The organism is Agriterribacter sp. (assembly GCF_035445465.1).
GTDB lineage: Bacteria > Bacteroidota > Bacteroidia > Chitinophagales > Chitinophagaceae > Agriterribacter.
In genome coordinates this window covers 1-21,795 of record NZ_DAOMQT010000016.1, presented here as the reverse complement: position 1 = coordinate 21,795, position 21,795 = coordinate 1, and the positions used below count along the sequence as shown (strand labels likewise).

21 protein-coding genes and 1 tRNA gene are annotated in these 21,795 nt (G+C 41.1%); 12 read left to right on the top strand and 10 right to left on the bottom strand.

The genetic code is table 11. The features are described from left to right. Nucleotides 1-101 precede the first annotated feature (101 nt). Nucleotides 102-431, bottom strand: a complete 330-nt coding sequence (locus PLE34_RS10295; protein ID WP_324556533.1) for a RagB/SusD family nutrient uptake outer membrane protein — start codon at nt 429-431, stop codon at nt 102-104. A 40-nt stretch (nt 432-471) separates the two neighbouring features. Here PLE34_RS10295 and PLE34_RS10290 point away from each other — a divergent pair, with 40 nt between their 5' ends. Then, on the top strand, nt 472-891 hold the full coding sequence (locus tag PLE34_RS10290; RefSeq protein WP_324556530.1) for a helix-turn-helix transcriptional regulator: 420 nt from the start codon (nt 472-474) through the stop codon (nt 889-891). A gap of 156 nt (nt 892-1,047) precedes the next feature. On the opposite strand, the gene PLE34_RS10285 is transcribed toward PLE34_RS10290, so the two are convergent. Both PLE34_RS10285 and PLE34_RS10280 read right to left on the bottom strand, forming a co-directional pair. Beyond that, the gene (locus tag PLE34_RS10285; protein WP_324556527.1) at nt 1,048-2,523 is read right to left on the bottom strand and encodes a catalase; all 1,476 of its coding nucleotides are present in this window, start codon (nt 2,521-2,523) and stop codon (nt 1,048-1,050) included. Nucleotides 2,524-2,759: 236 nt separating this feature from the next. Further along, nucleotides 2,760-3,092, bottom strand: a complete 333-nt coding sequence (locus PLE34_RS10280; protein ID WP_324556525.1) for a hypothetical protein — start codon at nt 3,090-3,092, stop codon at nt 2,760-2,762. 207 nt (nt 3,093-3,299) lie between these two features. Between PLE34_RS10280 and PLE34_RS10275 the strand changes: the two genes are divergently transcribed. After that, nucleotides 3,300-3,384: transfer RNA gene (locus PLE34_RS10275), tRNA-Ser, on the top strand. A gap of 272 nt (nt 3,385-3,656) precedes the next feature. Beyond that, a complete protein-coding gene (locus tag PLE34_RS10270; RefSeq protein ID WP_324556523.1) occupies nt 3,657-5,045 on the top strand; it encodes a site-specific integrase in 1,389 nt (462 codons plus the stop codon). Between the two features lie 342 nt (nt 5,046-5,387). Here PLE34_RS10270 and PLE34_RS10265 read toward each other — a convergent pair whose 3' ends face one another. The 6 genes from PLE34_RS10265 to PLE34_RS10240 all read right to left on the bottom strand — a co-directional run bounded on the left by PLE34_RS10265 (nt 5,388) and on the right by PLE34_RS10240 (nt 12,973). Then, nucleotides 5,388-5,657 carry a helix-turn-helix domain-containing protein gene (locus PLE34_RS10265; RefSeq protein ID WP_324556521.1) on the bottom strand — a complete coding sequence of 90 codons (270 nt, stop codon included), beginning with the start codon at nt 5,655-5,657 and terminating at the stop codon, nt 5,388-5,390. A 311-nt stretch (nt 5,658-5,968) separates the two neighbouring features. Beyond that, entirely contained in the window at nt 5,969-7,009 is a 1,041-nt protein-coding gene (locus tag PLE34_RS10260; RefSeq protein WP_324556519.1) for a carbohydrate kinase family protein, read from the bottom strand. A 4-nt stretch (nt 7,010-7,013) separates the two neighbouring features. Further along, nucleotides 7,014-8,165 carry a hypothetical protein gene (locus PLE34_RS10255; protein WP_324556516.1) on the bottom strand — a complete coding sequence of 384 codons (1,152 nt, stop codon included), beginning with the start codon at nt 8,163-8,165 and terminating at the stop codon, nt 7,014-7,016. Then, entirely contained in the window at nt 8,150-10,018 is a 1,869-nt protein-coding gene (locus tag PLE34_RS10250) for an ORC-CDC6 family AAA ATPase (protein WP_324556514.1), read from the bottom strand. Before PLE34_RS10250 ends, PLE34_RS10255 begins: the two co-directional genes overlap by 16 nt. Then, complete coding sequence (locus PLE34_RS10245; protein ID WP_324556512.1) at nt 10,008-11,096, bottom strand: phosphoribosyltransferase-like protein; 1,089 nt, start codon at nt 11,094-11,096, stop codon at nt 10,008-10,010. Before PLE34_RS10245 ends, PLE34_RS10250 begins: the two co-directional genes overlap by 11 nt. Beyond that, nucleotides 11,093-12,973 carry a hypothetical protein gene (locus tag PLE34_RS10240; protein ID WP_324556509.1) on the bottom strand — a complete coding sequence of 627 codons (1,881 nt, stop codon included), beginning with the start codon at nt 12,971-12,973 and terminating at the stop codon, nt 11,093-11,095. Before PLE34_RS10240 ends, PLE34_RS10245 begins: the two co-directional genes overlap by 4 nt. Nucleotides 12,974-13,798: 825 nt before the next feature. Here PLE34_RS10240 and PLE34_RS10235 point away from each other — a divergent pair. After that, nucleotides 13,799-13,939, top strand: a complete 141-nt coding sequence (locus PLE34_RS10235) for a hypothetical protein (protein ID WP_324556506.1) — start codon at nt 13,799-13,801, stop codon at nt 13,937-13,939. Between the two features lie 625 nt (nt 13,940-14,564). Here the strand turns inward: PLE34_RS10235 and PLE34_RS10230 are convergent. Then, on the bottom strand, nt 14,565-15,671 hold the full coding sequence (locus PLE34_RS10230) for an IS110 family RNA-guided transposase (RefSeq protein ID WP_324556503.1): 1,107 nt from the start codon (nt 15,669-15,671) through the stop codon (nt 14,565-14,567). Nucleotides 15,672-16,227: 556 nt separating this feature from the next. Here PLE34_RS10230 and PLE34_RS10225 point away from each other — a divergent pair. The 8 genes from PLE34_RS10225 to PLE34_RS10190 all read left to right on the top strand — a co-directional run bounded on the left by PLE34_RS10225 (nt 16,228) and on the right by PLE34_RS10190 (nt 21,782). Next, nucleotides 16,228-16,620, top strand: coding sequence for a single-stranded DNA-binding protein (locus PLE34_RS10225; RefSeq protein WP_324556500.1), 393 nt, complete (start codon nt 16,228-16,230; stop codon nt 16,618-16,620). Nucleotides 16,621-16,681: 61 nt separating this feature from the next. Beyond that, entirely contained in the window at nt 16,682-17,716 is a 1,035-nt protein-coding gene (locus PLE34_RS10220) for a DUF932 domain-containing protein (protein ID WP_324556497.1), read from the top strand. 68 nt (nt 17,717-17,784) lie between these two features. Further along, the gene (locus PLE34_RS10215; protein ID WP_324556495.1) at nt 17,785-18,252 is read left to right on the top strand and encodes a hypothetical protein; all 468 of its coding nucleotides are present in this window, start codon (nt 17,785-17,787) and stop codon (nt 18,250-18,252) included. Beyond that, nucleotides 18,249-18,917 (top strand): DUF8835 domain-containing pootine, encoded by a 669-nt coding sequence (locus PLE34_RS10210; RefSeq protein ID WP_324556493.1) that lies wholly within the window; start codon nt 18,249-18,251, stop codon nt 18,915-18,917. The genes PLE34_RS10215 and PLE34_RS10210 overlap by 4 nt, the downstream gene beginning before the upstream one ends. 81 nt (nt 18,918-18,998) lie before the next feature. Then, nucleotides 18,999-19,637 carry a PRTRC system protein E gene (locus PLE34_RS10205; protein ID WP_324556491.1) on the top strand — a complete coding sequence of 213 codons (639 nt, stop codon included), beginning with the start codon at nt 18,999-19,001 and terminating at the stop codon, nt 19,635-19,637. Nucleotides 19,638-19,663: 26 nt separating this feature from the next. Continuing rightward, a complete protein-coding gene (locus PLE34_RS10200; RefSeq protein ID WP_324556489.1) occupies nt 19,664-19,882 on the top strand; it encodes a PRTRC system protein C in 219 nt (72 codons plus the stop codon). A gap of 17 nt (nt 19,883-19,899) precedes the next feature. After that, on the top strand, nt 19,900-21,054 hold the full coding sequence (locus PLE34_RS10195) for a hypothetical protein (RefSeq protein WP_324556487.1): 1,155 nt from the start codon (nt 19,900-19,902) through the stop codon (nt 21,052-21,054). Nucleotides 21,055-21,062: 8 nt separating this feature from the next. After that, a complete protein-coding gene (locus PLE34_RS10190) occupies nt 21,063-21,782 on the top strand; it encodes a PRTRC system protein B (protein WP_324556485.1) in 720 nt (239 codons plus the stop codon). Nucleotides 21,783-21,795: the final 13 nt, after the last annotated feature.

Here is a 21,795-nt window from a genome sequence, read left to right as displayed (position 1 = left end):
GCCGTTGTTGCCAAATGAGGCAACAACAGCAAGACAAGGCGAAGTTTTAAAAAAACAGATTGATCAATGTATTTCTCCCGGTAGTAAATCTGAATATCAGATCAATACCCCGGGTTCTGATGATCCTTCAGCATAGGATTTTGTCCCAGCGCATTCAGCGGTATTGGCAGCAGGTAGTTTTTATTTTTATCGAACGACCATTGTGGCGCTCCATCCGGAACCGCATTAATCCTTTCATACGTATATCCGCCACCGGAAGGAGTGATCTTCATGCCATGCATTACTTTATTCAGGTTTATTTCTGCCAGTTCCCAGCGGATAAGGTCGAAATAACGTTTGCCTTCAAAAGCCAGCTCTATCCTCCTTTCCCTTCGGATCAGGCACCAGCTTGAACTGGAAAAGAATGAAAAAGAAATTGTAAATCTCCGCAATGAAAAGCTGGAGGCAGAGATACAACACAAAAACAAGGAAATGGCTTCTGCCACGATGCACCTGGTAAAAAAGGGAGAGCTCATTACCCGCCTGCGCGATGAATTGCAGAAACTGATGAAAAATACAGAAGATGATAAGTCGCTGGAATCGCTGAAAAGAATGACAAAAACCCTGGGTGAAGAAGACAAAATGGACGCGGATTGGGAACATTTTACCATCCATTTTGATAAAGCGCACAATGATTTTTTTGTTGCGTTAAAGGAAAAACACAGCACTCTTACCCCCAACGAGCTGAAATTGTGCGCCTATCTTCGTATGAACCTCAGTACCAAGGAAATGGCTCAACTCATGAATATTTCCGTAAGAGGCGTTGAAATAAGCCGCTACCGGCTCCGGAAAAAACTTCAAATCCCAACTGAAATCAATTTATTTACTTATTTACTTGATTTTTCACGTTGATTAAAGTCCGGGGAAATACAACGCATCAAATAACAAAATAAGAAGCAAATAATTACCAATCCGAAGCCAGAAGGAAGCTGTCAGCAATTAGCTGTCAGCAATCAGCAGTGACCACTAACAACTAACCACTAACAACTACCCCTTACTACTCACCACTCACCTCACTAATTCAAAGGCGTTCACTTCCTCCATCGTTAGTCCCAGTGCCTTAGCCACGCCTTCTCCGTAAGCAGGGTCGGCTTTATAGCAATTCCTGATGTGGCGGATCTGTATAAATTTTTGAGCGCCGCCAACCTGTGCCGCGGTATTCTTAAATAGCAGCTCTTTTTTATCATCGGTCATTAGCCGGAACAGGTTACCGGGCTGCGAATAATAATCATCATCGTCTGCCCTGTAATCCCATGCGGTAGCATCGCCGTGAAGTGCCAGCGGCGGCTCTTTGTATTCGGGCTGCTCCTGCCATTCATTAAAGCTGTTGGGCTCGTAGTGCCTGGTGCCACCATAGTTACCGTCTACCCGCATAGCGCCATCCCTGTGAAAGCTGTGATACGGGCATTTGGAAGCATTTACGGGTATCTGGTAATTATTTACGCCTAAGCGGTAGCGTTGCGCGTCGCCGTACGAAAATATCCTGCCCTGCAGCATCTTGTCGGGTGAAAACCCTATACCAGGAACAATATTTGCCGGGTTAAAGGCTGCCTGCTCCACTTCTGCAAAGTAGTTCTCCGGGTTGCGGTTTAGCTCAAATTCGCCAACGGGGATCAAGGGGTAATCGCCTTTCGGCCATATTTTTGTTAAGTCAAAAGGATGAAAGGATGAGCTGTTGGCTTCCGCTTCCGTCATGATCTGGATAAACATCTTCCATTTGGGGAAATCGCCCCTTTCAATAGCATCAAACAGATCTCTTTGATGTGTTTCCCTGTCGTTTCCTACCAGCGCTGCCGCTTCCTGGTCAGACAGGTTTTCGATGCCCTGCTGTGTTCTGAAATGGAACTTTACCCAATGCCTCGTATTGGCCGCATTAATAAAGCTGAAAGTATGACTGCCAAATCCATGCATGTGACGGTACGATTTGGGGATGCCCCTGTCGCTCATTACAATGGTTACCTGGTGCAGGGCTTCGGGAAGCAAGGTCCAGAAATCCCAGTTATTATCTGCGCTTCTTAAATTGGTTTTAGGATCTCTTTTAACCGCATGATTTAAATCGGGGAATTTCAGGGGATCCCTGAAAAAGAACACCGGCGTATTGTTACCTACCAGGTCCCAGTTGCCCTGTTGGGTATAGAACTTCATGGCAAAGCCCCGGATGTCGCGTTCCGCATCGGCCGCGCCGCGTTCTCCGGCAACCGTGGAAAAACGCACGAACATGTCTGTTTTTTTACCAATGGCACTAAAGATATCCGCTTTGGTGTATTGAGTAATGTCGTGGGTTACCGTAAAGGTTCCGTAAGCTCCCGAACCTTTGGCGTGCATACGTCTTTCGGGAATGACCTCGCGGTCGAAATGAGCCATTTTTTCTAAGAACCAGAAGTCCTGTAATAAGGCTGGTCCGCGTGGCCCGGCGGTCTGAATGTTTTGATTGTCGGGAACAGGATTACCTGTTGTAGTGGTTAATTTTTTTTTATTTTCCATGGCATATGTTTTATTACGATGACCGGAAGACAATATTACTCTTTTAGCAGGATAGAAAAGCGTTTACGGGCTATTTTATATATCTATAGACCAATAGATATTGTCTATATTTCATAGCAATCCTATCATTCATTCGCATGGGCTGCCTTCTATAATGCAGGCCGGGGAAGTGGAGGAGCAGTTGTTAGCCGGCTTTGGCAAGACCCATATATTTCCCGCTTACATTCCCGATCAGGTTAAAACAGCTCCTGGTATGCTTTTCCCCCCTGCTTCCTTTCAAATTCGTCTATAGCGTTTTTTAAAGCGCTGGAAACCATTCTTTCGTTTTCCACGGAAATGTTCTCGCCATTCTTCCTTGCACCTTTAAGCCACGCTCCCTTTTTTTGGGTTTTAAATACCATAAATTCGTTTTTTCCGCCGGAACCTTCCACAATTACCGTATAGGCAATTATTCGTTCCTTGTTTTTATATTTAAAGAAGAGAAACTTGGCAGGACGCCGTATGCCAATGCGTTTATTAATAACATGGCCAAGCTTTTTGCCCGGAAGGGAAATATCAAAGGGTTGCATATACAGGCTTTAGCATACAAAGCTACAGTAAATTCACCCGGCATAAAATCTGCGGCAATGCAAAAACCACCTGTTAACAATATATTATTTCCCCATTAATGTTAACGTAAGCAATGAAAAAAGAGAAACTGTACCGGAATCAAAGCCATAAAAAAATTATATAGAATAAGTTTTTGCCGATTAGCGCTGCAAGGCTATTTTTGCGCCGGAGAGTTGGCAGAGCGGTCGAACGCGGCGGTCTTGAAAACCGTTGACTGTAACAGGTCCGGGGGTTCGAATCCCTCACTCTCCGCCGCAAAGCTTTACTAATCACATAGCAAATCTTTCAAAAGCTGATAAAACCTGCATTTCCAAAGGATTGCAGGTTTTTCTTTTTGGGGTATGTCACCAAAATTTTCAAAAACACCCAAAAAAGTTGTGGCAGAATCGTGGCAGTTTGAGTTTTCAAAAAAAACTGCCACAAACTGCCTCATAATAAGTTGAATATCAACCTGTAAACCTCCTTAACGACTTGACTCAAAAGCGCTTTGATTCTACATTTATTAACCTTTAAAATGTTGAATTATGCTAGAGCAAAGTTTTGGTCTAAACTTCTTTTTGAAGACACCAGAAAACCAAACTAAAATCAGGTTTGTATACGTTAGAGTAACGGTTGATGGCGTACCGAAAGATAAATCCACTAAAAGAAAGTGGGATGTTGGCCGATGGGACCAAGAAACAGAAAGAGCAATAGGAACAAAAGAAGATGCGAGAGCACTTAACTATTTTTTGGACTCGCTTACAACCAAAATCAATCAGTATAAAACTGACCTGCTCAACCAAGACATCACCATCGCATCACAACTTATCGCAGATTACATTGGAGGTAAAACAATATCAAAGGCCAAAGTACTGGAGGAGTTTCAAACTCATAATGATGAATTGGCAGCCCTGGTAAAAAAAGGTCAATATGCCGAAGGAACACATGAACGGTACGTCACAGCCCGTTCACATGTTAAAGAATTTATTCGGTTCAAGTATGGGAAGGATGATCTTGAGTTCCGGGAATTGAATTATGAATTTGTGCAGTCTTATGACATTTACCTGCGAACAGTTAGAGATTGTGCTAACAATACAGCATTGAAGTATATCAGCAATTTCAAAAAAATTATACTGCGGGCCGTCAAAAAGGAAATCATTCCCAAAGATCCCTTTACATTATTCTCAAGGAAGAAGACAAAGATCAAAAAGAAACCTTTAACAAGCGCTGAGCTTTACTCACTTGAAACTAAAGCACTTCCGAATGAAAGGTTATGTATAGTGCGTGACGTTAGTGTCTTTCAATGTTATACGGGTTTGGCTTACTGCGATGTATACGACCTAAAACCTGAAGATATTGGGTTGGGCGAAGATAAAAAATACTGGATTTTCATTAGCAGGAAAAAAACCAATGCTACATGCGATATTCCATTGCTGCCTAAAGCTTTAGAAATTATGGAAAAATACAAGGATGATCCCATCTGTATCAAACGGGGAAGCATACTTCCTGTCAGATCAAATCAAAAGATGAACGCGTATCTTAAAGAGATTCAAGCATTATGTAATATTAATCTCAAGTACAAACTTGATACGCACAGATTAAGACGAACGTTTGCAAGTACGGTAGCGCTTAAAAATGGAGTTCCCATTCATATCGTTAAAGAGCTGTTAGGTCATTCTACCGTCAAACAAACAGAAGATTACGCGATAACTGTTCAGGAAACTGTTAGCAAGGAAATGACGGCTTTAAGCGAAAAACTTTCACAAAAAGCTGGCATTGAAGACAAAGCAGAGGTTATGTCATTCCCTTTGAGGCTTGAAAATGAGCTGAATACTATAAAAGCCCAACACGGCACTGCAAAAATGATAGATTTAAAGGAAAAGCTTGTTGAAATTGAAAAAAACCTGAATGAACTGAAAGGAACAATTAGTTAACGGCACTAAAAATAAGGCTCCTATTGAACAAAATCAGTGCTTGTTACTCTGGTTTTGTTCTTTCAAAGCATTAAGAATTCAACCGTACTCCGATAGCCCGGATGATAGGAAGGTGTATATTTTATATATCCGAAGTATTGAAGTTGTTTAAAATACTTATGGTATGTTGGCGGTGTATTTATATGTGATAATTCCATTAAGCGGCTCCGGCTTACATGGACTATTTTTCGTTCCTTTTGCAAATAGGCCAATTGGATCAGCGAATGCAGGAGTGCCAGATGCCAAACATTCAACCGCTGATCATTTGCGATAACGCCTAAAAACTGTTTCCAGCATCCATCATTACCCTTCTCCATCACCAAATAGTTTTTCCAGATCAACCCTGTTGTAATAGTAGGACCCCATAACTTTTTTATAGCGAATTTTTCCGGTAATGCGTAAGTTTTGGAGCGTACCCGGAGAAATGCCCAATATATTTCGGATAGACTTACTCCTAAGCCATTCCTGTGGCTCCTTATCGGAAGCCTTAATTTTTCTTTCAATGAGCTTTTCAATATCACTTAGTAATACTATCCTCAGTTGAAGAAGGTCATCTTTGGTAAGCTGCTCCATACCGGCCATTTTTGTGTTTTGTAAAGGTACCAGCCATGCAATAGCAGAATTAATATCCTTCCTCCATTGGCTTAATTTGGCAGTGATGTCCTCTTATCTTTTTAAATTATCATAAGGAATTCCACAACAGAACAAGACATTGCAAGCAAAATATTGCCGGCGCCCGAAATGCGTTAGGAATAGTTTTTGAACGCACAACACGTAAGTGTAATCCCCCATTTGGCTACTCTTAAAATTCATAGACGGCAGAAACGATCGCTTAAGGGAGATTTAAAAATGAAAGTATAAATGTCAAAAAGTGAAGAATATTATTATTTCATTACTTTGTAGAGGTCGGAAAATCTCAAATGAGTGGAAATATCTATTCGGGGTGATTTGACCATTTCTTTTGCACCGATGCCATCATTGGTGAGAAAGTGCTCAACGTTCGAAAGAAGTTTCTCTCGGCTATAATGATACATTAGACCACGTGCGCCATCATAAAAACAATTCATAGCACCGAGAGCAGAACCGAACATAAGTGCATTATGAAGGCTTGCTATTTCAGTTTTAAATAATTTCTGCCGCCCCCCTATACAAAGTAAATGAATAATGCCAGCCGTGCACCAGTCTCCGGCTCCGGCGGCATCTTGAATCTCGTCCAAAACAAATCCTGGAATAGCATGCCAATGAGTGGGGTCAGCATGATTTTTGTTCCGGTATAACAGACCTTCTTTACCTCTTGTCTCAACTTCAAGAAAGCATCTGGAAGAACGAAAATGAGTTCTATAGTCTGGTAGGCGTTCATGCGAATATTTGAGAATATCTGTCACTTCAAGGAATTGATCAAACTGGGATCTATCCTTGATAGAAGAAGGTTCAAAGAATATAATAGTTCCACGATCTTTGAGATTTTTCGCAAGTTCAAAAGTGCCGGGATTAAGTCTGTCAAAATAAAATACTTCTGGGCTAACATTTCCTTCTAGTACTTCAGCAGCTACATTTTTAGTTATAGGTTTCAATTGAGGAAGCCAAGCCCCTGTTTCAGGGTCTTTGAACTCGAAGCGGTGGATAGGTTTGTCCTGCTTATCCCTCTTGATTCGATGTATGATGATAGGTGTCCTCCCGTCCTCATTCAGGTGTAAATGATCTGTATGAATATGCCATCTTTTGAGATCTTTCACAAGTTCATCACCTGCCCTGTTATTCGCCAATCTGGCAATGGGGTATGAGTTCCAGCCAAGAAACCCGAGCACTGAAAGGACATTCCCGCAGGATCCCCCGGCCGATAGCTTCGGCAAGGACGCAGGACTCCCGTTTAGAATTACATCAAGAGCCACTAGTCCAACACCAAAACATACTGGTTTTTTCAACTTCTTAAGGTTTGTATGGTTCTCCTGCGAGCCAAATTAAGAAAAGTTCCGATTTCTCACTCATTTTTTTCGCCGCGGGCTCGTCATCAATCTCATATCCTGAAGAATCAACATTTAATATGCCAACCTTGATATTGTTCAAAACTTTAAATTCATAGGCACATAATAATGCGCCAATTGACAATAGCTTACTTGAAAACGTCGATATAACAATATCGCAGCCGTTTAAGATAGCCAATGTATCATTATAGTCTTGTACTGTCACTGACAGAGTACGATATACCTCAAAAGGGTTTTGTTCTGGCACATAAATAATATTTTGGCCTTCGACGGCCAACTCATCAAATAATAATTGATGGTATTCTGTCAGTAAGGCATCAGAGCGCCTTGGGTTACGTGATGGAAAAGGAAGAACCGGGCAAATTTCATCCGGGTCAATCTTTTCATGGGCAGCCAGTATCTGCTTACGGCTTCCTTCTCCAAGAATCGGCAGCCAAATAATTTCCTTTTCATCTGAAGTAAGTTCAGAACCTCCCCGAAATCCGAATACATAGCTCAGTTCTGAATCAGGTTCAAATTCCTTTATGTGCGAATCCAATTGAGCATTCTCTGAAATACTAACAAAGAAATTTATGTCCTTATCTGCATAGTATTCATCCAGAATAGCCTGCACTTTACCAATCAGCGAAAAATAAATCCCTCGGGGCAATGCACTAATGTCAACTATGACATCTGTATATGCTTCAAAAATGGTTGCATCGTTAAACACGTCAGCGACATTTTTGTCTCCAACTCTTTGTTTCTTTTTCCCCGAAGCAGTCCACAAATCAATATTTCGTACCTGGGTTTTTTCAAGCGGAACAATTGTTTGTAAACTGGTTAGGTTTGCATCTACTAACAGTTTGTATTTTTTTGAAGAAGAGCTCTTGCCTTCGTCATACTGAATTAACAAACATTCAATATCCAGGTCCGGACAAGAAGTTTTTAATGATCGAATACCTGTATTCATGCGATAGTCAAACCCCACTCCCATGATATATAACAATTTTCTTCCAGCATCCTTTGCAAAATGATCTGTTGTAAATGACGCAACCTCACTATTTCGTAATAATACATAAGGATCCCATCGCAGTTTATTTTTTATCTTTTTGTCCATCTTAGCAAGTCGTCAGGTTTTTTGGTTCGCCACCCACCATAACTCAGAGGAAGGCCAAACTTAACGCAAAGCCAACGGTTGAGATAGTAGATGTTTTTTTTCTGCCCCTTTTTACCTTGCATTACTTCCTTAACATGCAAGAGATTAAAAGCAAGACAAGTATTAAGAACGATCTGAAGATCGGTAAAAATATCGTTAGAGAGCCATTCATCTTCATTGATTAGCTTTATGGTCCGGGTAGCGTCTATATAAAAGCCATTAACTCCTGGTGCATAGGGTGCAGTTGGCCGAAAGGTCTCATTAATACAGAAAGTACAAAAATTTTCAAGAAATCTTGTTACCAGCACACTGTCGGGAATCATTTTATTCAGGTCTTTCCATTTTTCATTGGCCAGCTTTCTAATCTCCCGGTCCTGGTCACGCGCAGAGATAGAAACACTTGTTTGGTTAAGATTGAGCGATAACATTCTTTCATACAAGGGTGCACTGAAACCCAGAAATTGCTCTACATTATTAGTAGAAATCTTAGCCAGTACTGTCATGCCAAAAAAGTATGGCAAATTAAATTGCCTGCTTAAAAACAATCGTGCCGCCTGAACGACTTTCTCATCCGTTTTCTCCTGAAGTTCCAAAATACTTAAGGAATAATCAAGCGCCAGTTCACTTTTTGCCAAATTTCTGTGGATGAGTATTTCGATCTGCTTAGCTAATTCGCAAGTTTCTTGGTCAGTACCTTCAAATTGAAACAAATGGTTTTTCCATTCATTAAAGCGTGTAGTCCCCGCCGAAAGGGTGTTAATGGTGTTCGAAAGTGTTTTTTTTGCTTCCTTGTAGACTTCCGCAAGCTCCAATTCGCTTTGCTGAGCATCCAGTGCAAATTCCACATCTTCCCTTGATTCAGCAGCTCGTTTTACTGCGATGCTAGTAAGGAGCTTTTCAAATTTGGATTCCCTGTCTTTCCAGTAATTCTCAAGATTCAATTCTTCATAATCTCTCCCTCGGTTAGTCTTCAGATTATTCAGTACCTCTAATCTTTCGGAGAGCCAGATAGAAGCATTAGTGCGCTTCTCAAGTAAATGGGTGATCAGGCCTTCTCTTTGCTTTGCAGAAAGCTTGTGAACATCGTCAAGCATAAACAATATGCGATCAAATAAGCTTCGGCCTTCCACCAAAAGGGAGTCGGGCCGGAGTGCCTCCAATGAAAATAATTCGCTGTGACCTTCTATAGACGTAGGATTCACAGGTAGAAAACTGTCAAGAAGCTCATATATAGCTTTCTCTATGCCTGCAGCCCAGTTATAAAGTTCATGTCCGTTACAAGGAATGTTTATTTTTTTAAAGTAAAGATTCTCATCTTTATACTTAAATTCTATTTTGTGAAGATCTTCAGGAAAGCGAAGTCTTGTAATCGAAAGAGCAGCACGTAAGGTTGCAGTAATTATCCGGCTATTCAGTAGTGAATAGAATAACCGGTCCCTGGTGCCCGGTGGAAGGTTCGAAAAACTTTCAAGCAATTCATAGTTACGGGTAAACGTTAGATTAACGCCAAGCACATTGATGCGGTCATCAGAAACAGCATTCAGTTTCTTCAGTTTTTTGAATACCTCTTTGAACTCGTCTCCTGATTTCCTGTTTAACAAGGTTAACAGTGAAGTGGGTTCAAATAATCGCAGCAGTGAACTTTTTCCGGCACCCGGTGAACTTCGGATAAACAAAAAAGTATTCCAAAGTTCGCCCCCGTCCATATTATCAATAAAATAATCCAATATCAATGGACTATAAAGACGCAAGAATCCCGCATCGGACTCAATCCGTTCAGAAGCTCTAAGTAAAAACGGGTTTCTAATCTTCATATTTATTCTCTCTATGTCTTGATATTCTTGGGAAAAGACCCTTATATTTTTTATCAGTCGGCAACCATAAGATAGCAACTGAATTATTGGGCGAATTATGGTTTAATACAATCGGCAAGCAGCACTCATTGAACCCGAGATACGGCAAATCGTGTTTGCCTTCTTTGTAATGCTTATCAACGATAGAAGGGTCAAAATATTTCTCCATAAACGCCATTAACTCGTTGTCCGATACAATCTTCATCTTTACAGAATCATCGATTGGAAGCAGGCACTCAACTGTGCATGAAAACTCCTTTTTGTTTTTCTTTTTCCACCCTTCCACACCCTGTCGGATGTTTTCTAAAGCATCTGTGGTCGCGACATAAAAGAGGATGTGTACTTCAAGGTTAATGTGATCAACAGCAGGATGAAATGTTCCGCCTGGCTCAAATATGGAAGTAAATATCTTACCCAGTTTTCCACCACCATCCGCTCGGCAATAAGTTTTGCCACTTGCAGTAAAATCATCGATCAGGAATAAAGTCTTGAACTTGGAATCAGGGATTTCTTGCCGGAGTTTTTCGACCATATCACCAACTTTTCCGCCTGAGATCGAATATGTTGCTATAACCTGCTCGTTATTTAAAAAAGCTCCTCTTCTGAATTGGTCGATGCGTGACCCGTCACTAAGTCCGACAAAAAGAGACATCCGAAGATTCTGTGAATACGAGTTGTCATTTAGAATTTTGGTCACCAGATGCGGAGAAAGGCCCTTTTCACATGCTGTTTTCTTTATCAGGATCGGGTTGACTTTTTCTGAAAAAATAATATCAACAAGGTGTGCTAATTGCTCGCTGGAAATGAATATCAGATGATCCCTTACTAACCGGTATCCCGTTTTTCTGTCTTCAAGGTTTTCAAATTGCTGGAGCCACTTTATAAGGCTTTCCAAAAACCGTGTGCCGGGAGAAAATTGTTGGTACTCATTCCACTTAAGATCAGCCATTGCTTGCAGCAAAGGACGTTCCCGATCAATCTCTTCTGGTGTCCACTCCATTATTTTGGCTAATAGTTTATCGGCAAGTAACGTTCTCATAACTCGGAAACTGCAAAATAGCCTTTAAAAGTCTTAATTTTTCCAAACAAATAGGTCACAGCCTTTTCATCCCGGAGTCCTGGTGGGCAGAGGTTCCATCCCGTAGCATGGATAGACGAAACTTCGCCTACGCTAAGCGCAAATTCATTTGCCAGTAACGCATAATCGTTTCCCGGCCATTGTCCCTTGTCTCCAATGCAGAGTACTTCTTCTGCTACACCGGATTCCCTGCATAATTTTTTGCAATGGTCAAGGACATGGTTCTTGGAAGCAAGCTTTCTTGGAATAACATCTAAGGAATGGCTGGATTCTACGATAGTGATTCCGTCCTTATCCAGCAACATGATCTCATTGAGAAGAATATCACGTACTCGATTCCATTCCAGGGAAGTGCCTGATTTGAATGTTAGCTGATTCGGACTAGTATCTGCAATAATACCTACCTTGGAGAGATGTTCCACTACTACTTTAAGTGCCGGATGCATGGGTAGTGACTTATTCGGTCTTTTGTTGTCAGCCAAACTACCAATGTCGCTGCCGTTATAATAGCCAACGATTATGTTCTTCATTAGCTTTTCATGACCTTTGAATATTTTTTCAAGATCGGTTCTAAGTGACTTGCCTCTGCCTGAGATAATACCAAGAACAAATCCCTTTTTTACAAAATTGACCAGCATTTTTTTTATCTCAGCATCCGGGCCGTTAAAACGGTTGAGGGGTGAACAGAGAGTCCCATCATAATCAAAAATAAGGCTGCCAAACTTCGCAGATTCCAGTTTTTTTTTAAACGCTTCATATGAATTGATCCATTTCTTCTGATCTGCTGCTTGCAGGTCTGCAATACGATTAACTTTTGCTTTTCTTATAATCGCCAAATCATCCATTTTCAGCGCTGGCCCGCTTACCAGCCGATCGTATTTCAGGTGATATATCTTCGACCCATACGGCGGTACCCCGGGTCTTCCCGGATCGATCTTCACTACTTTGCCATATTGCTTTATCAGGTTCATAGCCCGCAGTAGCAAATGAATAGTTCCTTCGAAACCGTTGAGCGGAGTCGAAATAATGATACGAGGGATAATGGCTGGCAGCAATCCGAGTGTCTTTTGACAAAGCTTTTCATCTGCGGGACAGGAAAGAGCAATAACTGCCGAATTCTTTTGCTTATCAAACCAGTTATGACGACCATGTGCAAAATGTCGGTAATCGCTTAAGAGTGATGGCGCAAGTCCTGCTTCGGAAAATTTTGATTCCAGATCAACTGCAATGGCGTGATGATAGGAGCCATATAGTATTATAAAACTAGTGCCGGGGTCGGTCTTTTTAATAAAAGACTCATAAACCCTGTCGTAGAATTGGGGGACTTTCTTAGTTAAATTGCTGCCTCCTATGGCCCTGTATAGCAAAACAAAGTAGGCCGCGAGGGAATTAGTGGCCAGAAACCCATCTTTACCCGCAGGTGGATCAAACCCAACAGTAGTACAACCTGAGTATATAGAAGAAAGTGTAGCCAGTTTAGAGTTCTTACGCATACAGATGCTTAAGATGGAAAGCGGTTCACTTTCAATTGCCTTCTTATAGGCGAATAAAATATCGGTATTATTTCCACTGGCACTGATAAAGATGATATTGCTTTTTCGTAACGTGGCATTCGCATAGAATAATTCCAGAGGTGTAACCGCTTTGGCAAAAACTCCCTTAGAAGTGAGCAAGTCGGCAGCATAGATACAAGTACTGAAAGACCCTCCGGAACCTACTATATAAACAGGGTCATGGTATTTGCTGATCAACTTCGATATAGCTTCCACATTAATAGAATTAGCCCAGTCTATTGTTTCATGCAACTGATTAAGTTCCGTTTCGAAAGGTCTGCCCATAATTGCTAATATAAAATTCAGTTATGTCGCCCGCAATATACTAAATATTTTAGTATATTGGATTTCAAAGTTAAGAAAAATGGGGCTTTATCTGACTTTCTTTCTCAACTTCATTGCATTACTCTATAGAGCTTTGGCATGAAATGCCTCTTTATAGGTGTTAGCTGCCAAAGAAAGGAGCATTGTTCAATAAATTTTGATCGTATGCTTTTTCTGGAAGACTGGTATGTAATAATACTTGTAATTGTAAACTGAAATACGAAAGTTTTTTTGCTGCGTATCATAAAATATTCTGCCTAAGATTTTATTAGTTGTACTTGCTAAAATGAGCAACAAGAGTACTGTAGGTGTAAAACAGCAAGGAAAAGTCATAGAGTGTTTAAACCTTAGAAGGATTACTTATAAAGCAGATGATGGAAAGCTATACCTTTTTTATCACCAACAATCTTACTTTACCGGCTACCTAATTGCAACCAACTACAAAAACAGGTGAATGATAGAACTACTTTTCAAGCAGATCAAACAAAACTTTCCACTACGTTACTTTTGGAGGGCCAGCTCCAATGCCATTAAGATGCAGGCTTATTGTATGTTAATAGCTCGGTTGCTAATGGTAGTTATTAGAAAAAAAGCGGCTACAAAAAAGTCGTTTACTAATATGATTACCGTGATACGGTTACATTTAACCAGTTATATCAACCTGATGGAATTTATAAAAGATACATACAAAACATGGCAACAATGATGGAGAATATCTCTTTTTTACAACAAAAACTCTAAAAAAATGGCAAAGAAAATCTTGCGAGGAAAACAAAATTCAATACAATGGAGAATATCGGTGATATTATTGGAGGCAAACTTGAGGCCGTAGACGAAACGACGGGCCACGACCTTATCAATATCAAATACCAAAAAGAGAAAATTGTTCCGTTATACGCTAATGATGCACACCAAGCTCATGCCTGATAGGCAAAACAAATACGCGCAAGAGACCAACTCCATAGCTCCACTTATCTTATCGTCCCTTGTGACGCTCCGTTTGACTTTCTGTAATCCTATTATGCTCCAAGCAAGGGCAAAAAGTAGTCAAAGTTATACTAAGATATTCTTGCTTATCTCCTTTGTGCTTACTTAAGAGACTGCTATGTAGAAAAGCATAGTGAGGCGTGATATGTGCGAAGAACTTCACATGAAATTAGGTTTTAATATTCAGTAATCAAAATAATCTCCGACTGCTATATGCGGTCATTTCAACAATAGTATTGAAAGCCGCCAATAATTGTATGAGTTGGTAAAAGAGGTACGCCTACTTCGAATTGTTATTTAATAACCGTCTCTGACTTGCGTTTTCCTCTTTAATAGTTCTGAGATTTATATATCGTATACTGAACAATGATTTAATGTAATTTTAAGTGGCTGTAAGAAACGTAAACGGGCTCTGCAGGGGTGCAACCCGTCAGGGATATTACAGCCGGATGAGCATATTGCTTCTGCCCGGTGATTGAGCAAATATTTGCATTGCCGGGCTTTTTAATTTTTGCAATGCTTTTCCGCCTATGCCTTAGAAAACCCATTCGGTTTTTGTGAACCATTACCCCTGCTTTTGTTTACCCTGTTGCTTTTTTTGCAAATAATCTGCCTGGTATTTTTCCCCCTTCAATACAACACCTCTGCCAATCAAGGCTAACTTGCGTGCTACTTTCACAATGGCGTGTTTGTTATCTTTTGCTGCGTGCCTGCTGTAATAAGCAAATATCTCAGGAGCAGTCCTGATGGCAGTCCATGCAGCTTCTATCAGCAATGGTCTTAAATGTTTATTGCATCTTGGCTGTATTCCCTTTGTTCTTATTGTTTCACCCGAACTGTCGTTCCATGGCATTATCCCCAAATAGCCGGTATAATCATCGGGGTCGTCAAAGCGTTCAAAACAGCCTGTCTCCGCCAGTAATGCAGCCGCAGTTATTGCGCCATATCCCGGGACGCTGAGCAATAGCTCGTATGCTTTTGAGTGTTGTGTTTGCATTTCTTTGCGTAACAACTTTGTAATACTACCCAGCCGCGTTCTTTGATGTTGCAATTGTTGTATTAGATTTTCTTTGGTAAGTGTGCCTGCCGTGGAGGTTAACTCAAGATTATCCAACCATTCCAATGCTTTTTTAGAAAGGAAGGAGCTTGTGGTTGCCGTTTTAGGTATCTCTATGTTATAGTACAGCATAAAGCTTTTGAGCCGGTTATTGGAACGCGTCACATCTTTTACAGCGCTTTCTCTTAGACGCAAAAGGCTTCGCAGTTCTTGTTGTTCACGGGATAAAACATGAATGCCATGAAGATTACCTTTTTCCAGATGTCCGGCAATGGAGCGGCTGTCATGCAAGTCAGTTTTGTTTTTCTTCTGCTTGTCTGTTTGCGGAATATCTGCTGCATGAACAATGATGTTGGTGATCCCCATTTTGCATAGTTGCTCATGATAGCCCGTTCCGCAAAAGCCTGCTTCATAAGCAGAATAAAATTTACCGCCTGCAAATTTAGTTTGCAATGTTTTATGCAAAGCTTTCGCAGAAGGCGGTTGGGTAAAATGGGCCACCTGGTGGTTAAGGCTGCGTACCGTTACAGACCAGGATTTCTTATGAACATCAAGTCCAACAAAAAATTCTTGACCATTAAAGTCAATTGTTTCTGATAAATTTGTTGTAGGCATAGTGCATGTTTTTAGTTGTTACAAATGGCGAAACTTATTGTTATCGCACTATAAAACTAACCTGCCTTTCGCAGACAGGATGGGCGGCGCAGCATTTTTGGTGCTGCATGACCGCAACAACTGCACTATGCTTTTCTTACATAATTACTTTAAGTTCGATTAAGCTTTATATTTTCTTCTCCTGGCTTTCATAACCAGATCATTAAACTCCTCAAATTATTATTACCGATTTCATTTTCCAAATCAACCGGTAAAAAGGCAGCTAAGTTGGGATGGGCAAGCTATCGCACAAATCCTCTGGTAAAGCAAAAAGACTACCGCATAAACACATGCCATGACATATCTATTGCAGGAGGCATGGCATTTTCCCTTGCGCACAAGGCCATCTTTTATTCAGTTTCCTTTTGGCTTCACCAATCGCCCATCCCTTCCTGCTGCTTTCTTTTTTCCGGTTTTTCTTTTGGAAAAATGATTTGCGAAGCGAAGCGGAGCAAAGCCACAACCCGGAACAGGAAAAGCAAGCGTAACAAAATTGTAAACTTTTAAATCAAACATCATGAACATTATCGGACGACTGACGAGGGATGCACAAATCCGCACAACCCCACAGGACAAGCAGGTAGTAAACTTTTCGGTAGCTATCAACGACAGCTACAAAAACAAACAGGGTGAACGTGTTGAGCAATCCACCTATTTAGACTGCTCATACTGGATTAGCACAAGCGTAGCTAAGGTGCTTAAAAAGGGCACACTGGTAGAACTCACCGGAAGGGTTAGTACAAGGGCATGGATGGGCAGAGACGGGGAACCCAAAGCAGGGCTGAATTTCCATACATCACAAATCAAACTGCATGGCGGGAGTAAAAAAGAGCAATCTGTTCAAGCTGATACAACTCCCGAAGAACAAGTAATTGCAGGAGAAACAACAACTGACAACCTGCCATTCTGATAACAACTTTTTTCAATAATGCTTTTTTCTAATCATTTTCTTAACTATTAAATTTTTTATTATGGCCTCTAACATTCATTTTGACACAGCTTCAGGAGAATTTGCTTTTTATTCCGTAAAAGAAAAACCGTGGTGGAATGGCGGACAAATTTCAGATCAATATGAAGAAAGCGCAACAGTGATTAAAAAAGCGCATTTGGATTACCCTGTTATCAAAGCCCCTAACACCTACTATTTCCCTTCAGGTAAAAAAGAGGTATCAGAAACAGACTTTCATACGTTTCGTGCAGACACAGAGGTTATTTTAGGAACAGGCATCGGCGCAGGTTACAAGGTAGTTCAAAATGCAGAAGCATTTGCTTTTTTCGATGCAATTGCCGAAAAGGAAGGGATCAAGTACGAAACCGCCGGCGCACTCGGAAAAGGTGAGCGGATTTTCATAACCGCAAAACTGCCTTCTTATATCAGGATAGGTAACAACGATATCATAGAAAAATACCTTTTCCTCACTATGTCGCATAACGGTAAAGAAAGCATTACTGCTGCTTTTACCCCCATCAGAATTGTATGTAACAATACCCTCAACGCTGCTATGGCTAATTGCAACAACATGGTAAAGATTAAGCATACAGAAAATGTACAGGAGCAGTTGAAAGAAGCCCACAAAATTATGGGTATGGTTAACACCATTGCACCGCTGATGGAACAGGCATTTAACCAATGGGCAAAGGTGAAAATTACAGACAAAGATGTGCAGCGCCTTATACAGATCGCCCTTGCACCTTCTAAGGAAACACTGGACTGTATCAAAGATGGCAAACTGGAAATGATGTCGGGAGCTTACCGCAACCAGGTATTCGGAGCTTATGGCTATGCAATGATGGCCGACAGCCAAAAACTCGACACCACCAAAGGTACTTTGTTTGGCGCATACAATGCCATAACCGGCTATTTCCAAAATGTGAAAAATTACACCGATAGCGAGGAGAAGCTTAATGCCATTATTCATGGCGTTGCTCAAAAAAGAGTGCAGGCAGCCTTTAACCTGTGCGGCGAGTTTGCAAAGACAGGAAGCGATGCGCTCCAATTGAATTAACCAATTACCGGGAAAATATTGAGGGCGGTAAACGCCGCCTTCAATTTCCTTTCCTAAAAAATGATGTTATGAAACAGACGATAAAATTTTCAATACAGAATCTGCTTTCTCAAAAAGATCAGGGAACAGTTTGCGGGCCAATGTCGCCAATGTTGTTTGCAAATGAAGTAGCGCTGCAGCAGGAGTTTAAATTCAACCGTCTTGCCCGTGTACGGTTTGAAGATGAACGCATAAACCAACGCAGGGAAGATGGCGGTTATACAGGACATGATACATTGATAATCGGTTGCCAGTATGCTAATGACCTGTGGCTAAGCCTTTGGGTAGATTCAGGTACAGGAGGCACCCCGGTTGCCATGTGTTACCAGTCCGATAAAGAGACAGTCTGCATTCCTGTTTATGATAAAACACGGTATGCTGTTAAACTAAGCCACGAACAAATCTGTGAAATATTCAACTATGTTTTCAGCAACCCTGAAACAATAGCGATAAAGAAGGAGCAGGAATTATTTAACGATGAAAATAGGGAATTATGAAACAGGTAACGATCAAACTGTATCAGTTTTCGGAACTAAAAGAGGAGGCTAAGGAAACAGCCCTTGATAAAATGAGGGATATAAATACCGACTACAGATGGTGGGATTTTGTGTATGATGATTTTAAAACCATTGCGGAATATGTTGGGGTTACAGTTGACCTGAAAAAAACCTATTTCTGTGGCTTCTACCATCAGGGACAGGGCAGCAGCTACACAGCTTCCGTTAATATCATAAAACTATTGCAGGGAGTAAAAGAGATGGCATGGAAAGCATATGCACCCAAAGCTGAACTGGATTTTCCGGTAATAAATATTGACAGGCGAGTACTGGACTTGATTCAGCGGGATATTATTGATACATGGGCAAAGGTAGAGCCAACCAACAGAGAAACTTCTGTCAATGTTTCGATAGACCTGAACTTTTCTTACAACAGGTGCGGGAACTACAATTGTATTGAGGATGAATTATCCCGTTTGGAAGAAGACATAACCGACGTATGCGAACAGCTCAATCACTTTTTATTTACCGCACTTCAAAAAGCGTATGAATACCTCACCAGCGATGCAGCGATAACAGAAACAATTAAAGCCAACGGGTACAGTTTTACCGCAGATGGATATCCCGGCTTCTGTATAGAGAAACTGGCAGGGCAGAACGGGTAAAACGCCGCATACCTGACTGAAATGCACGAAAAGATACAGCAAAATGAAAGAGCAATTAAAGAACAGCTAAAATTTAAAACAATGAACGCAAATTTTTTCAATCAGATAGCAGCACTAAATATTACAGGTGATTTGCATCTGACTATTTCCAAGGGAGCAGAAAGCAACATGATTGTTTCTGTGATGCTTCAAAATGAACAATGCGCAGATAGCGCAAAACGCCTGATACCGCCATTCAATCTTCGGGGAACAGCCCGGGAACTGGACGCAGGTTTTTTTGAGAAGATAACCAATCCCATACAAACGGCTTCGGGTTTAATGGACAATATGGAAGTCTTTATGAAACAATTGGAAGAAGCCAAAAAGCAATCCGCAATGGTGAAGGAGAAAGCCGATAAGGAAAAAAAGGCAAAAGAAGAAAGAGAGAAAAAGTATAAAGAAACCATGCAAAAAGTGGATGAACTGGAAAAGGAAGGTAAGTTTAAGGACGCATGGATGAAAGTGCCTGATCCTTCTGTTTTTCCTGAACAGGCTGAAACTATCCGCAAACGGAAATCTCTTTTATCTGGCAAGTTCGTTCCTGACTTGTTTGGCGCAGATGAAAAGGTAGCAGCAAAGGAGGCACAGGCTGAAGAAACTGATCTCAATGAAAATCAGGAAAACGAGGAAACGCCGGATGATGACCGGGATAATTGGGACGATGACAACGAAGCAGAATAATTTAATCACCATTTAAACCGAATGCCATGTTACTTGCAACACAGTTAGAAAGAGTTTTTCTCTTTGAAGATAAAGGACAACAAATACGGTTGACCGACCCTGAACCCCAATGGAGCGTAGAAGCCGTCATGAATTTTTATGCCAATACTTATCCTATCCTCACTACCGCAAAGGTATCTGCACCCCTAATCCGCGAGGACAGGTTACAGTACAGGTTTGAAAGTGTGATGGGTACTAAAGGCTAAACCAAAAATCCAAAGTAATGTACTATGCAACGCAATATCATATCAGGTACAATCAAAATACCCCAACAACAAAAACAACGCCAGTTACACAAACAGTTGGGGCAGTTCGCAGACTGGATGCAGAGACCAAAGGATGCAGGCGAGACACAAAAGGACAAACAGCAATCCCTGCCGGTAGCCATGCTGCCAATGGTTTTCTAAGGTGTTCATTCCTGCCCAAACTGAAAGAACCGCAAACCGTACAGTCCGCCGGGAAATCAGCAAAAACGGAAAGAGATTTTTACCAGTCCCTTTCCCAACTGGCAGCGCATTACGGCTTGCAGGCTATGCAGACAAAACAGTATGGTTATCCCTATAATATTGCACTTGCCTTGGATGATGCAGGCAAACAGTTAAAGGACAATATGAGAGATTGGGAAGAAATCAAATTGTTACAGGACAGCAGGAAAACCTTTCTTACAAGCACAGAGCGGTATAGCACAGGTACAACCCTGTATTATATTCCGGTAGTGCCGTTGTTCCGGTTGCTGAAAAACCCACAGCGAAAAAAAGCCGCGGGGTTGCTTTTATCTGTTTGCAGCTACCTGTATCGTATAGCAGATGTACCCTATTACCGGCAGGAGAATAGTTTTCTATACTGGCAGTATGAGATGCTGAAAGAATGGGTTTTGAGTGATGATTATACAGATGAAATAAACAGCTACCTGAGCGAACTACAGCAGGCTGAATGGATAGGAAACCGTATGGAACAAAAGATATGTAATCCTGCCAACCTAAAAGTATTCCGGCAACGCCTGATAAACTTTAATGGCAAAGACGGCTTTGATAATGATTGTTGGGAACTGGCAACCGAAGCGTTTGACCTGTATAAGAAATATCCTGATGCTACCATCTTTAGGAATGCTAAGCCCAACGGGGAAGCAGAGGAGGATGATTTAGATTATGTGTTAACGATGGACAAATATGTTTCCTTTAGTGCAGATGGCAAGGGATGGCTGAATGAGAACCTTGAGGAGTGTGTGAGCAACGAACTACAGGAATATGGACAAATGGAGGAGCCGATTATTACTAAGGTATTTAAGGGAAAAGAGATAGCATCCAATACCCTTGATTTTGAAAACCGCCTCTTTGCTCTTTTGGAAGAACTGGCGTATTTACTGAACAATTTTTAAACACAAGTATGATGAACGATATTACCAACAGCTTCGCAGCGCTTTATCATCCTGTATCGGCTTTGGTTGTTTACCAAACCAAAGGAACCGGAAGCGATACTTATGTAGAGCATTTTGACATGGACAGCAATGGCAATCCTGTCAATGCTCACCCCTTAACCGTAAGAGAAGCTAATATATTAGCAAAGGCACTCAATACAGGCAAGGAAAAGCGTAAAGCTTTTTTAAAGCCTGAAGGTATTTTAGCGACCAATATCCTGCATATTAATCCGGAGGAAAATGGTTCAGTATTGTGGTACAGCAAATCAAAAAAAATAAAAATGTTCTTTACTGAAAGTCTTGAAATACCCAACGGTATTGCGGAAATACCCGCCCTGCTTTGGTATGCAGATAGGAACAAACTTATTGTTTTTGCCCTTTTGTCTGACAGGAGACCAACAGAAAAAACAAAATTGTACTACGCTCCATTTTTTAACGTGTATGAAAATGGCAATGTATGCATGGGAACAGTAAGCGTCAATATTAAAAGCTCCGCATCAGTTGAGGAATTTACGGCAGCATGGGAAAGCTATTTTTTTGATAGTTATTTCAGTCACCTGATGCAAAACCATAACCCGGTTAAGGGCAACTGTGTAAGTCTTTGGAAAGAACTTATTTGCACCGAAAAAACCTTTCCGAAAGAGGTATTGAAAAAGGCAAACCGGACACTTAAAAACTTACTGCCATGAATAGTGATAGAAT

Bases quoted from the DNA above. Each gene is read 5' to 3' on its own strand.
- PLE34_RS10270 (WP_324556523.1), top strand. From the start codon at position 3,657: ATGCTAGAGCAAAGTTTTGGTCTAAACTTCTTTTTGAAGACACCAGAA.
- PLE34_RS10265 (WP_324556521.1), bottom strand. From the start codon at position 5,657: ATGGAGCAGCTTACCAAAGATGACCTTCTTCAACTGAGGATAGTATTA.
- PLE34_RS10210 (WP_324556493.1), top strand. From the start codon at position 18,249: ATGAAACAGGTAACGATCAAACTGTATCAGTTTTCGGAACTAAAAGAG.
- PLE34_RS10285 (WP_324556527.1), bottom strand. From the start codon at position 2,523: ATGGAAAATAAAAAAAAATTAACCACTACAACAGGTAATCCTGTTCCC.
- PLE34_RS10240 (WP_324556509.1), bottom strand. From the start codon at position 12,973: ATGGGCAGACCTTTCGAAACGGAACTTAATCAGTTGCATGAAACAATA.
- PLE34_RS10255 (WP_324556516.1), bottom strand. From the start codon at position 8,165: ATGGACAAAAAGATAAAAAATAAACTGCGATGGGATCCTTATGTATTA.
- PLE34_RS10195 (WP_324556487.1), top strand. From the start codon at position 19,900: ATGTACTATGCAACGCAATATCATATCAGGTACAATCAAAATACCCCA.
- PLE34_RS10200 (WP_324556489.1), top strand. From the start codon at position 19,664: ATGTTACTTGCAACACAGTTAGAAAGAGTTTTTCTCTTTGAAGATAAA.
- PLE34_RS10215 (WP_324556495.1), top strand. From the start codon at position 17,785: ATGAAACAGACGATAAAATTTTCAATACAGAATCTGCTTTCTCAAAAA.
- PLE34_RS10290 (WP_324556530.1), top strand. From the start codon at position 472: ATGGCTTCTGCCACGATGCACCTGGTAAAAAAGGGAGAGCTCATTACC.
- PLE34_RS10190 (WP_324556485.1), top strand. From the start codon at position 21,063: ATGATGAACGATATTACCAACAGCTTCGCAGCGCTTTATCATCCTGTA.
- PLE34_RS10235 (WP_324556506.1), top strand. From the start codon at position 13,799: ATGGAGAATATCGGTGATATTATTGGAGGCAAACTTGAGGCCGTAGAC.
- PLE34_RS10245 (WP_324556512.1), bottom strand. From the start codon at position 11,096: ATGAGAACGTTACTTGCCGATAAACTATTAGCCAAAATAATGGAGTGG.
- PLE34_RS10220 (WP_324556497.1), top strand. From the start codon at position 16,682: ATGGCCTCTAACATTCATTTTGACACAGCTTCAGGAGAATTTGCTTTT.
- PLE34_RS10250 (WP_324556514.1), bottom strand. From the start codon at position 10,018: ATGAAGATTAGAAACCCGTTTTTACTTAGAGCTTCTGAACGGATTGAG.
- PLE34_RS10225 (WP_324556500.1), top strand. From the start codon at position 16,228: ATGAACATTATCGGACGACTGACGAGGGATGCACAAATCCGCACAACC.
- PLE34_RS10205 (WP_324556491.1), top strand. From the start codon at position 18,999: ATGAACGCAAATTTTTTCAATCAGATAGCAGCACTAAATATTACAGGT.
- PLE34_RS10230 (WP_324556503.1), bottom strand. From the start codon at position 15,671: ATGCCTACAACAAATTTATCAGAAACAATTGACTTTAATGGTCAAGAA.
- PLE34_RS10280 (WP_324556525.1), bottom strand. From the start codon at position 3,092: ATGCAACCCTTTGATATTTCCCTTCCGGGCAAAAAGCTTGGCCATGTT.